General features: G+C 29.1%; 13 protein-coding genes and 2 pseudogenes. 3 read left to right on the top strand and 12 right to left on the bottom strand.

Annotated elements, in window-relative coordinates:
• The 5 genes and pseudogenes from HZY31_RS05245 to HZY31_RS05225 all read right to left on the bottom strand — a co-directional run.
• A pseudogene (locus tag HZY31_RS05245) lies at positions 1-97 on the bottom strand (IS6 family transposase); the annotation flags it as partial.
• Between the two features lie 112 nt (positions 98-209).
• On the bottom strand, positions 210-893 hold the full coding sequence (locus HZY31_RS05240; protein WP_297318392.1) for a 30S ribosomal protein S3ae: 684 nt from the start codon (positions 891-893) through the stop codon (positions 210-212).
• A 27-nt stretch (positions 894-920) separates the two neighbouring features.
• Positions 921-1529, bottom strand: coding sequence for an HVO_0476 family zinc finger protein (locus tag HZY31_RS05235; protein ID WP_297318391.1), 609 nt, complete (start codon positions 1527-1529; stop codon positions 921-923).
• Positions 1530-1549: 20 nt separating this feature from the next.
• A complete protein-coding gene (gene rpsB, locus HZY31_RS05230; RefSeq protein WP_297318390.1) occupies positions 1550-2215 on the bottom strand; it encodes a 30S ribosomal protein S2 in 666 nt (221 codons plus the stop codon).
• A 156-nt stretch (positions 2216-2371) separates the two neighbouring features.
• Entirely contained in the window at positions 2372-2956 is a 585-nt protein-coding gene (locus tag HZY31_RS05225) for a 50S ribosomal protein L15e (RefSeq protein WP_214400419.1), read from the bottom strand.
• A 202-nt stretch (positions 2957-3158) separates the two neighbouring features.
• On the opposite strand from HZY31_RS05225, the gene HZY31_RS05220 reads away from it, so the two are divergent.
• The gene (locus tag HZY31_RS05220; RefSeq protein ID WP_297318389.1) at positions 3159-3500 is read left to right on the top strand and encodes a prefoldin subunit beta; all 342 of its coding nucleotides are present in this window, start codon (positions 3159-3161) and stop codon (positions 3498-3500) included.
• Between the two features lie 19 nt (positions 3501-3519).
• Here HZY31_RS05220 and HZY31_RS05215 read toward each other — a convergent pair whose 3' ends face one another.
• The 3 genes from HZY31_RS05215 to HZY31_RS05205 all read right to left on the bottom strand — a co-directional run bounded on the left by HZY31_RS05215 (position 3520) and on the right by HZY31_RS05205 (position 4840).
• Positions 3520-3711 carry a hypothetical protein gene (locus tag HZY31_RS05215; protein WP_297318388.1) on the bottom strand — a complete coding sequence of 64 codons (192 nt, stop codon included), beginning with the start codon at positions 3709-3711 and terminating at the stop codon, positions 3520-3522.
• 8 nt (positions 3712-3719) lie between these two features.
• Positions 3720-4028 (bottom strand): hypothetical protein, encoded by a 309-nt coding sequence (locus HZY31_RS05210; protein ID WP_297318387.1) that lies wholly within the window; start codon positions 4026-4028, stop codon positions 3720-3722.
• Between the two features lie 158 nt (positions 4029-4186).
• Complete coding sequence (locus HZY31_RS05205; protein WP_297318386.1) at positions 4187-4840, bottom strand: metal-dependent hydrolase; 654 nt, start codon at positions 4838-4840, stop codon at positions 4187-4189.
• A 124-nt stretch (positions 4841-4964) separates the two neighbouring features.
• Between HZY31_RS05205 and HZY31_RS05200 the strand changes: the two genes are divergently transcribed.
• The gene (locus tag HZY31_RS05200) at positions 4965-5609 is read left to right on the top strand and encodes a metallophosphoesterase (RefSeq protein ID WP_297318385.1); all 645 of its coding nucleotides are present in this window, start codon (positions 4965-4967) and stop codon (positions 5607-5609) included.
• Here HZY31_RS05200 and HZY31_RS05195 read toward each other — a convergent pair.
• From HZY31_RS05195 to HZY31_RS05180, 4 genes are all read right to left on the bottom strand, one after another.
• Positions 5606-6055 (bottom strand): hypothetical protein, encoded by a 450-nt coding sequence (locus tag HZY31_RS05195; protein ID WP_297318384.1) that lies wholly within the window; start codon positions 6053-6055, stop codon positions 5606-5608. The two genes, HZY31_RS05200 and HZY31_RS05195, sit on opposite strands and share 4 nt — an antisense overlap.
• 141 nt (positions 6056-6196) lie before the next feature.
• Positions 6197-7501, bottom strand: coding sequence for an Asp-tRNA(Asn)/Glu-tRNA(Gln) amidotransferase subunit GatA (gene gatA / locus HZY31_RS05190; RefSeq protein WP_297318383.1), 1305 nt, complete (start codon positions 7499-7501; stop codon positions 6197-6199).
• A 26-nt stretch (positions 7502-7527) separates the two neighbouring features.
• Positions 7528-9456, bottom strand: a complete 1929-nt coding sequence (locus HZY31_RS05185; protein WP_297318382.1) for a replication factor A — start codon at positions 9454-9456, stop codon at positions 7528-7530.
• Between the two features lie 20 nt (positions 9457-9476).
• Positions 9477-10406, bottom strand: coding sequence for a TIGR00269 family protein (locus HZY31_RS05180; protein ID WP_297318381.1), 930 nt, complete (start codon positions 10404-10406; stop codon positions 9477-9479).
• A 99-nt stretch (positions 10407-10505) separates the two neighbouring features.
• On the opposite strand from HZY31_RS05180, the pseudogene HZY31_RS05175 reads away from it, so the two are divergent.
• Positions 10506-11069 (top strand): annotated as a pseudogene (locus HZY31_RS05175) (DDE-type integrase/transposase/recombinase); the annotation flags it as partial.

Below are 11069 nucleotides of genomic sequence, written 5' to 3'. Positions count from 1 at the left end.
ATAAAATCCCAGATAAAATTTTAATCTCCACCGATTTCCTATCTTTCTTAAAAAGTTCCGCCATTCGTTCCTTTAATACTTCTATCGTCAGCTTCATATCCCCTATTTTTTACTTCCATATTTTTAAATCTTTCTTATCTTGACAGTCTCTATAGAAAAAGAAAAGAATAAAAATAAATAATTACAAATTAATTATAAATTAATAGTGTTTACTCTTGAGATTGGGCCTCTGTAACACTTTCTTCAGTTTCTTCTTTTTCTTTTATAAATCCTTCATTTTCTTCTTTTTTAGCTAAAGATAAAACTTCAGATTTGTATATAATAACATTCTTTATTGGAAATATTTTTTTACACTCTTCTCTTATTTTTTCAGCCATTTCTCCAAACAACATTGCCTGAACATACATTGGGAATGTTTTTTCCTTAGCCATGTTTCTTATAATTTCTTCCATTTTCTTTCTTATGTCTGATTTTTGTTTAGCATTCGCCCTATATGCTGTTAAAACCATTGCCTTTGTTCTTATTTTATATCCATCCTGTGTGGTTACATCAAGGATAGCATCAATTCTACTTCTCCTTCTTCTAATTTGTGATTTCATATACTCTCTTGTAGTATCATGTCCATAAAATTGTGCTATTGCTTTATTTCCTGTAATTCCAAAGATTTTGAAATAAACTCTATGCATGTGCTTTGTAGGATCCCCAGTTAAGTCTCTTAAACATGTTTCTGCTACTCTACCTAAAACTAAACTTGGATCGTTTGCTGGGGTATATCCAATAAAAACTCCACCAAATTCAGGAGTTGCATAAATTTCATACCATACTTTTTCTTTCCACTTATCTCTCACTTTTCTTACTTTTCTTCTTGATCTTGCAGTTCTTGCAACAGCCATTTTTTCACCTTAAAAATTTAATTATTTTTATTCTTCCCTATAAAACTCAGATATGTCAATATAATTCCTTACAGGTTTTACAACTTCCCCATACAACCTTTTTATATCTTTAGCCTTTGCTTTTTTAGGAAAACCTTTCTCAGCTTTTATTTTCTTTAGTTTAAAGAATCCATCGTTTATTTTATAAACTTTATCTAATTCAAATTCGAAATCGTTTGGAACATAAATATATATTCCATAAGTTTTACTTTTATCATTTATTGAAATTCCTAATTTTTTAGGAATAGATAAGGATTTACCCCAAATATATTTAATATCTCTACCCAATGCAGATTTTACAGGTTCAGGAGTTTCGATTTTAGTTATTTCAATATCTTCTCCATCAATATTTATAATGTCACCAACTTTGTAGGTTTCATCTTCTGGAATATTAATTACTTTAGATTCAGAAATGTCGTATCTACTAATGATTAATTTTATCTGGTTTAATTTAACTTTATCAATAACTTCTTTAACAGTTCCACAGTTTGGACATTTAACTAAATAATAGGCAGATTTATCATAAATTTTCTTTTTTAATACTTCCATCTCTTCACATCCACAATTCTCGCAAACCATATATATTTTTTCAGGCATTTTTAAAAACCTCTCTTAATTTATTTTTTTCTTCTCCTTCTTCTTCTCTTATCTTTTGGCTGAATTATTATTCTATATTTTGGATTTGCTGCTCTCTCTAAGAATTCTTCATATGTAAATGGTAATTTAGTATCATCAGATATAACTCCCTTATTTTTGAGGAACTCTCTTGTTAGCAAGTAGTAAATTAATGCCACAGCCTTTTTACCTTTATTGTTTGTTGGAATAACCAAGTCTATGAATGAAGTTAAGTGTTCAGTATCACATAAACTAACTATTGGAACTCCTATTTCTATAGCCTCTTTCAAAGCCTGTCTATCGACTCTTGGATCACTGATAAATACAACCTCTGGTTCTATAAAGCCTTTGTATGAAGGGTTTGTTAAAGTTCCAGGAACAAATCTTCCTGCAATAGTTCTAACTCCCGTGTATTTACCAAATTCTTCTAATGGACCCATTGTATAAATTCTTCTTGAAACAGCCAATATATCCTCTGGCTCATATCTTGCTAAAAACTTAGCGGCAATTCTTAATCTTTCATCTGTTTTTCTAACATCTAAAACATACAATCCATCACTTCTAACTCTATATATAAATTTCTCCATATCTTTTGTTTTTTGCTGAGTACCTATGTGAATTCCTGAAGCTAAGTATGTATCTAATGGTACTAACAGCTCTTCACTCATATTTTCCACCCTCAAAATAGTGGTTTTTATTTATTTAAAGATTCGGGGCTTTAAAAATTAGTAGTTAATTTCCCCAAGAAATTGGAAATTTAATAAAATTTAATTAAAGGATGTATATAAATGTTTCTTATAGTTAATAGTTATATTTTTAATGATTTACTTACCTCTTCTTCCATGAGCCCTTATACTTGGTCTTACCTTTTCAGCACCAATTCCCTTATTTCTTAATCCTCTACCTTTCTTACCTGCTGATGTTAAACCTCTAAATGCTCTTCCTCTGTGTTTTCCAGAGCATAACCAGTTAAGTTGAGGATCTGCCTGAATAACTGGGTGGTAAGGATCTACAAGAATAACCTCATACCACTTATATTTTCCATCTTCTCCCACCCAGTAACTGTTTAAAACTTCCATGTTTGGATATTTTCTTGCTGCTCTCTCTTCGGCGATTCTTTGAATTGATTTACCCATTGTTATTTTATTAACCCCTAATGTTGCTGGCTTTTTTGAATTCTTTGGTCTTGGTTTTCTTAATCCTCCTCTTCTAACTCTAACTCTAACAACGATAATTCCCTGTTTAGGTTTGTATCCTAATGCTCTTGCTCTATCTAATCTTGTAGGTCTTTCTATTCTAACTACTGCTGGTTCTCTTCTCCACTGTATTAATCTTTCCCATAATAATTCTCTAACATATGTATCTTTTGGTCTTTTCCACGCTTCTCTTATATATTTATATATTCCCATAATATCCCTCTCTTAAGGGTTCAGCATTTAGCCACATCCCCTTTTTGTATATAAAACTTTTAGAGTTATTAACTAATAGTAACTACTATATTAACTTAACGGTTTAATATCATAGATTTTTAAAATTTTATTTAATGAAAAGATTTTTATAGTAATTTCATATTAATTTATTTTGGTTATTCCTAAAAATGAGGTGAGTTTTATGGAAATTCCTCAACAAATTCAAGCTCAATTAATGCAATTACAACAATTACAGCAACAATTACAAATGATTATGTTACAAAAACAAAATGTTGAATCTGAATTAAATGAATGTAAAAAAGCATTGGAAGAATTAGAAAAATCCACTAGTGAGGAAGTATATAAGTTAGTGGGAGGATTATTTGTAAAAAGAAAAAAAGATGAAGTTAAAAAAGAGTTAGAGGAGAAAATAGAAACTTTGGAACTTAGAGTAAAAACTTTAGAAAAACAATCTGAAAAATTACAAACAAGATTAAAAGAATTACAGGAAAAAATTCAAAAAATGATTCCTACTGCACAATAGTAAGAAATAAAAATAGAAATTATTTTGTTGGAGGGTTATTGTTGATAAATCTCATACCACATCTTCTACCTCTTCCTCTACCTCCTGGATCTATTCTATGAATATAAATACTTGGAGCGTTGCAATAAGGACAAAAGTCAGGTTTTGGAACACCATAAGGAACTTCTATAATTTTATTACATTTAGCACAAATAAATTTTTTCATTTCCATTATATCCCCTATTTATTTTGGTTTTCTAAATCTTTTAATCTTCTTTTTATTTCTGCAATTTCTTCTTCTATTAATGCTTTTTCTTCTTCTAATTCTTTTAATCTCTCTAATAAATAATCTCTGTCTATATTTACTGTATCTATGTATGGCATTCTATATAAATCCCATGCATGAACTATTCTTCCACTGTCATCAACATAAAATGCATGTGGTCCAAATCCACATCTGCAAGGTCCTATATATCTGTATCTTCCAACAGTTACTGGGAAGTATCTCCATAAGAATCTTCTTCCAAACCCTCTCCCAAATCCAAACATAATTATCACCTTTTTTATTTTTTCAATATATCACATATGCGTAATAATATATAAATTTTTTGGTTTTGTTTATATTTGTGACATAATTATAAACAACTCTAAATATACTTAAAAAATAAACAAAGAAACAAAAATAAAAGAGTTTTAAAAGAAATAATTTATAAGTCAATTGGCTCTCCAATCATTGGAATTATAACCTCTACTCCCAAAGCCTCTGCCTTTTTAACAAACTCATTGATATCAACTTCAATTAATGGAAATGTATTATAATGCATTGGGATAACTATTTCAGGATATAGTAATTCAATAGCCACTAATGCCTCATCAATTCCCATTGTATATCTTCCTCCTATTGGTAATAAAGCAATTTTTGGAGCATATATTTCTCCAATTAGTTCCATATCACCAAATACTCCAGTATCTCCTGCGTGATATACTCTATCGTTTATAATGTAACCAGCAGCCACTCCTCCACTGATTGTTGGAGATATATCAGATGAGTGCTCTGCCTTAACCATTGTCAATTTAGCCCCATTAATTTCAATAGTTCCTCCAATGTTCATTCCTTCAGCATTAACACCTCTCTCTGATAAATAAACGCTAATTTCATGATTTGCTACTACTGGAACATTGTATATTTTAGATAACTCTTCGGCATTTCCTAAGTGATCTGCATGTCCATGAGTAACTGCTATTACATCTACTCCTTCCATTATTATATCATAAGGTAAGTTACACAATGGATTTGGAACAAAGGGATCTATTAAAACATTATCTACTTTAAAGCACGCATGGCCATACCATGTTATCATCTTTATCACCTCCAATAATAATTTCATTGTTAAACTATTTAAATCTTTATTTTGAAATTAATACATTAAATAGTTAGTTGAGAGAATTATAAATAGATATTCAAAAAATTAAGGTGGATATCTTATGAAAATCGTTGGAATAACTGATTTACATGGCAAATTACCTCCAAAAGTAAATGAATTTAAGGATTTTGCAGATGTTTTAGTAGTATGTGGAGATATTACTCACTTTGGAAGAAATATTGAGATTATAGAAAAGTTAGCAGAATTATCTGACTATATAGATGTTTTTTGCGTTCCTGGAAATTGTGACACTAAAGAAGTAATAGATGAGTTAAATAACTATGGATTAAACATAGATGGAAGAATAAAAAAAGTTGAGAATATAAATTTTGTTGGTTTGGGTGGAAGTAATAAAACACCATTTAATACGCCAAATGAATACACCGAGGAGGAATTATATGATAAACTTTTAAATTTAGTAAGAAATCTAAAAAATGTATTTTTAGTTACTCATGCACCTCCTTACAACACTATGGCTGACATTGTTGATTTAGATAAAGACATTCATGTAGGAAGTAAAAGTATTAGAAAAATTATCGAAGATTTTAACGATAATATTATATTCTGTGCGTGTGGGCATATACATGAAAGTAGGTGTATTGACAAAATTGGAAAAACAATTATTGTAAATCCATCTCCAAAAAGTTATTTTGTTTATGATACAAAAAAGAATGTAGTTGTTTTAGAGGATTTTTCAGGATATTAAGTTAAATTTTTAGATTTTCTATATACAATATAAGTGAGGAATGCAAATATTAACAGATAGACACTTAAGGGAATTGGAGCTTTTGTTTTATTGTTAAAATTGTAGTATAGTGTAGATAACTCAACTTTAATATTTCCAGAAGTTTGAGATATATGGATGTTACTACTACTTGATATATATGGTAATATAATAGTTACACTATTTGAAGTAGAGGAAACTAAATAGCCATTACCTCCATATGTTATGTTGATTATAATACCATTGACTACCGTATAATCATGAAAATATTGATTATTTGGAATTATTTTCTGATAAATAATTTCTCCACTACTCACATTTTTTATTGTTATATTTATAGCATTATTTTCTGCATAGGAATTTTTCATAAATAATAAAGAGATAGTGATTAATAATAAAATAAAGAGATAGTGATTAAGATTTTTCATACTATCACCTTAAAAATCCAATAATATAAATTTAACATAATACTAATATAAAAAAATTTATATTGATTTTAGAATATGTTTTAAATACTAAATAAAAACTTCGTCAAAAATATTGAAAAATGGTATATAAATAAACTTAAATTATTTTATAGCATCTTCAAACTCAATCATTGCACTTAAAACTTTTTCATCTTCAAATGGCTTTCCTTGAATTTGTAAGCCTACTGGAATTCCATTTATTTCTCCGCAAGGAACTACACCTGCACATAAACCACATATATTGGCTGGAACTGTTAATACATCATAACTATACATTTCCATTGGAGTTAATTTTTCTCCCAACTTGTGAGGTAGTTTAGGAACTGTTGCTCCTACGATAATATCGACATCTTTCATAATTTTAATCATCTCATTTCTCATTAAATTCCTTGCTTTTAAAGCATTTTTATAATATTTTCCACTATACTCCTTTTGGCTAATCATTGAACCAATCATAATTCTTCTTAAAACCTCTTCTCCACAGACATCTTCTATTCTATAACCATATCTTCTTCCATCATATCTTCTTGTTGCTGAGAAAAACTCAACATAATTTATTAAATAGTAAGTTGGTAGTGCTAAATCAACATATTTGTAACTTAACTCAACGATTTCACATCCTAAATCCTTAAAAACTTCAATACCTTTTTCTATTTTATCCCTTATTTTTTCATCAACAACATCCATAAACTCCTTAACAACACCTACTTTAAAGCCCTTAATGTCTATTTTTTCAAATGGTTTAGTTTCAACTGTTGTAGTATCTTTCAAATCCTTACCTTTAATTATATTTGTTAATAATAATGCATCTTTTGCTGTTTTTGTTAATGGTCCTATTTGGTCAAAACTCATAGCCAAATCACATAATCCGTATCTACTAACAACCCCATAACTTGGCTTAAATCCAACAACTCCACAGTGAGATGCTGGATTCCTAATACTTCCACCAGTGTCACTACCTAATGCCATATCACATAAATCTGCGGCAACAGAAGCGGCACTTCCTGAAGAACTTCCTCCTGGAATTCTATCCTTTGCTCTTGGGTTTTTTGTTGGGCCATAATAGGAAGTTTCCCCACTACTACCACAGGCAAATTCATCCATATTAGATATTCCAATTATTAAGCCACCATTTTCTTTAATTTTTTGAATAACTGTGGCGTCATAAGGGGCTATATAATTCTCTAATGTCTTTGACGCGCAGGATATTGTATATCCCTTAACATTTATGTTTGCTTTGACTGCAATAATTTTTCCATATAAAGGTTTTTTCTTAGCTTTATCATCTTTTTCCAATTTTTTTGCCTCTTCTAAAACTCTTTCAGGTTTTACTTCTATAAAAGCATTAATATCTTTGTTAATTTTTTCTATTCTATCTAAATATTTCTCTACTCTCTCAACAATCATAAAATCACCACAGAACTTTTTATTTATTATTCCATCTCCTCTAATATTTTTATTTCTTTCTCAACATCTACATCCTTAACTGTTTTAATAATCATAACTAACTCGTCACTATCAATCCTAACATTTCCATACAAAACAAACTCCTCTCCCAATAACTCACTCTCTACATTTTCCATATTTATATTTTTTAATTCTTCTCTTTTCATTTTTAACAATCTTTCTACTCTTCTATCGTATGCTCTACATACAATAGTTCCTGTTCCATCATCTACTACAAAGTTTAACCTTAAAATTTCTTCAGGAGTTACATCTCCACAGATTGGGCAATTATAAGTTCCGTCAATTTCTTCAACTCTCTTTTTACAGTTTGGACATAGATATAAAAATAAAGTGTCACTTAATATTTTTACTATCGCTCCTCTAATTTCAACATTTTCTCCTTCTTTAACATCTGCTATAAACTTCCTATTAATTTCAACATCTTCTGGATTCACTATTATCCTACCAAATCTACTTATATTTAAATCAATATATTCACCTTTTTCTTTAGCATAAGCGTGTAAAACCTTTACAACATCTCCCTCTTTAATGTCTAATTCAGCCAAATCATCCCATAAACTTAACTTTATTCTGCCAGTTTCATCTTCTAACATTAAATTTCTTACTTTTCTCTTTCTATTCTCAAATTCTAACTCATTAATTCCGAAATCTTCAACCACATAGGCGATTAAATTTATATCGTTCCAATCAACTTCTCTATTATAAATATCTTCAATCTTACAATACTTTATTTTATATTCAGGAGCCTCAATACTTTCGTCTTTAATAACCTTAGTGTCAGATGTTGCTAACAACTCAGATCTTTTATTTCCCTCTCTATCGTAGTATGTCCTAACTCTACAATTAGTTATTTTTACTAAATCTCCTTCTTTTACATTCTCTAATAGTACTGTTTTTCCACCCCAGAAAGATATTTTAACTCTTCCAGTTCCATTATCTAATAAAATTTCTTGAACCTTCACTATATCTCCATTTAAATCAACGCTTTTTTTACTACCCATAGCCATAATTCTTCCTTTAACTGTAACCAACTCATTTTCATAGTTAATTAAATCTTTAATATCTACCTCTTTACTTTCAATTTTTTCTCCTTTTTTTAGTATTTCTACATCATTGGCGTTACATTCTAAGCCACTGTAATATCCTTTCCTTATATATCCTCTAACTCTAACATAATCTCCTCTCTCAACATCAATATCTGTTAAATCATCCCATAATGTAACCCTTATATTCCCAGTTTCGTCCTTAACAATAAATGACTTTAATCTTCCCACACTACCATCAGGTCTTTTAAACTCTTTGATTGGTAGAGATGAAATAACCTCTCCCTCAAATGTTGCAGTAATTCCGGGAACTAACTCGTTAATTTTATATGATTCTTTAATTTTTGGTAACTCTCCATTATAGTTTTCTAACTTTTCAATCTTCGTTTCTGGGACAGAACTTAACTCCAATATGTTATTCCACTTTCTCGCTCTTGCTCTTTTGATTTTTATAACATCTCCTACTTTAATATCAATATCTGTTAAATCATCCCATAATGTAACTCTTATACTCCCAGTTTTGTCAGCCAACATTATTCTTCTATACTTTCCAACACTTCCATCTTTTCTTTTGAAACTTTTTACATCTGAAACATCTGTAACTACTCCAACAATCTCAACATTTATTTGCCCTTCCTCAATGTCTTTAATTGAAAACTCCTCAACACTCTCTTTCTCAAATTCAATTCCATATTCCTTAGCTATCATCATTAAAGCGGCATCTTTTAATAATATTCCTCCATAATCTTCAATTTTTTCTTTAATCATCCTATCCAATTCTTCTTCACTAATTCCTAATACTTTGGCTACTTTCTTTTTAAGTTTTTTAAACTGTTCGTAGTTATCTGTCATTATTATCACCAAAAATTTTATTAATTTTTATTTATTTTATTTAATTGTTCTAATTTCTTTAACCATAAGCATACTTTACAAATCTCACCACTACATGGATAGTTGCAAATTTTACACTTTTTAATATCTTCTTTAAATTCAATATACTTTAAAAGTTTCTCATAACCTTTCAATATGCTAAACTTAATTCCAGGTTTTTCCTCCTCCAATATTTTAATAATCTCCTTAATTTTGTGTCTATAAGAGATTGAGGAATATGGACAACTTTCTTTTTGATATTCTATTTTATTAATATTTGCATAAATTTTTACTTCATCCTCAGGAATTAACTTTAATGGTTTAATTCTTTTAACAAATTTATCATCATCTATTTCTTTCCCAAATTGGATAATATTTTTTATATTTCCTTCGATGTAGTTCATTAAAATTGTTTGGCAGAAGTCATCTAAGTTGTGTCCAATAGCCAAATAGTCACATCCTTCTTTTAAAGCATATTTATTTAATAAGTATCTTCTCACAACCCCACAAAAAGAGCAGGGCTTACCAATATTTAATTCCTTTAAATAATTGTTTTTTACAATTTCATCTAATGTATAACCAATTTCATCTTTAAATTTTATAATTTTTAACTTTAATTTATTCTTTTTACAAAAATCTTCAACATAAAATTTTGCAGTCTCTCTAAAATCTTTTATTCCCTCATCAACGAAAAAACATATTAATTTAGAGTTTGGAATATGATTAAAGAGTTTTTTTAGTATATGTGCCATAACTAAACTGTCCTTCCCTCCACTGATACCAATTCCTATTTTTACATTATTTTTTATTATCTTTCTTCCTAAAACCTTTTTAACTCTCTTCTCAATGTCTTTTTTAAAGCATTCTTTGCATAGATGTTTATTTGAATATCTTTGGTAATAAAATGCTTCATTACCACATTTACATTTCATAACTTATCCCCAAAATACTTTATTAAAATACTTTATATGCCTATGGGAGACTGTCAAGATAAGAAAGATTTAAAAATATGGAAGTAAAAAATAGGGGATATGAAGCTGACGATAGAAGTATTAAAGGAACGAATGGCGGAACTTTTTAAGAGAGATAGGAAATCGGTGGAGATTAAAATTTTATCTGGGATTTTATATTATTTAGGGTTATCGTTGAGGAAAGTTAGTTTATTTTTTCCCAATTCGAGAGCGTAAGCCATGAATCGGTTAGAACTTATTATCATAAGCTTAAAGAGATTTTAAACGAACCTGAAAGAAAAACAAGAAACTTAATCGCAATCGATGAAACCAAACTAAAGTTTGGTAATGAAACTATTTATGTATGGTCTGCCATTGATGTCGAATCTAAAGAATGTTTAGGTATTTATGTCTCTAAAACTCGAAGTAGCCTCGATACTATATTATTCGTTAAAAGTATATTAAAATTTTGCTCGAATAAGCCAATAATTTTAGTCGATGGTGGTAGATGGTATCCGTGGGCATTAAAGAAATTAGGCTTAAAATTCGAAAGAGTTCAATTCGGTCTAAGAAATTGTGTAGAAAGCTTCTTCTCCCTCCTTAAACGAAAAACTAAGTCCTTCTATAATAGATTCCCTAATAATT

This window comes from Methanocaldococcus sp., assembly GCF_024490875.1.
Classification (GTDB): Archaea; AGJL01; Methanococci; order Methanococcales; family Methanocaldococcaceae; genus Methanocaldococcus.
The sequence above is the reverse complement of the archived record's forward strand: the minus strand, read 5'-3'. Positions and strand labels throughout refer to the sequence as shown.

Bases quoted from the DNA above. Each gene is read 5' to 3' on its own strand.
- HZY31_RS05240 (WP_297318392.1), bottom strand. From the start codon at position 893: ATGGCTGTTGCAAGAACTGCAAGATCAAGAAGAAAAGTAAGAAAAGTG.
- HZY31_RS05235 (WP_297318391.1), bottom strand. From the start codon at position 1,529: ATGCCTGAAAAAATATATATGGTTTGCGAGAATTGTGGATGTGAAGAG.
- rpsB (WP_297318390.1), bottom strand. From the start codon at position 2,215: ATGAGTGAAGAGCTGTTAGTACCATTAGATACATACTTAGCTTCAGGA.
- HZY31_RS05225 (WP_214400419.1), bottom strand. From the start codon at position 2,956: ATGGGAATATATAAATATATAAGAGAAGCGTGGAAAAGACCAAAAGAT.
- HZY31_RS05220 (WP_297318389.1), top strand. From the start codon at position 3,159: ATGGAAATTCCTCAACAAATTCAAGCTCAATTAATGCAATTACAACAA.
- HZY31_RS05215 (WP_297318388.1), bottom strand. From the start codon at position 3,711: ATGGAAATGAAAAAATTTATTTGTGCTAAATGTAATAAAATTATAGAA.
- HZY31_RS05210 (WP_297318387.1), bottom strand. From the start codon at position 4,028: ATGTTTGGATTTGGGAGAGGGTTTGGAAGAAGATTCTTATGGAGATAC.
- HZY31_RS05205 (WP_297318386.1), bottom strand. From the start codon at position 4,840: ATGATAACATGGTATGGCCATGCGTGCTTTAAAGTAGATAATGTTTTA.
- HZY31_RS05200 (WP_297318385.1), top strand. From the start codon at position 4,965: ATGAAAATCGTTGGAATAACTGATTTACATGGCAAATTACCTCCAAAA.
- HZY31_RS05195 (WP_297318384.1), bottom strand. From the start codon at position 6,055: ATGAAAAATCTTAATCACTATCTCTTTATTTTATTATTAATCACTATC.
- gatA (WP_297318383.1), bottom strand. From the start codon at position 7,501: ATGATTGTTGAGAGAGTAGAGAAATATTTAGATAGAATAGAAAAAATT.
- HZY31_RS05185 (WP_297318382.1), bottom strand. From the start codon at position 9,456: ATGACAGATAACTACGAACAGTTTAAAAAACTTAAAAAGAAAGTAGCC.
- HZY31_RS05180 (WP_297318381.1), bottom strand. From the start codon at position 10,406: ATGAAATGTAAATGTGGTAATGAAGCATTTTATTACCAAAGATATTCA.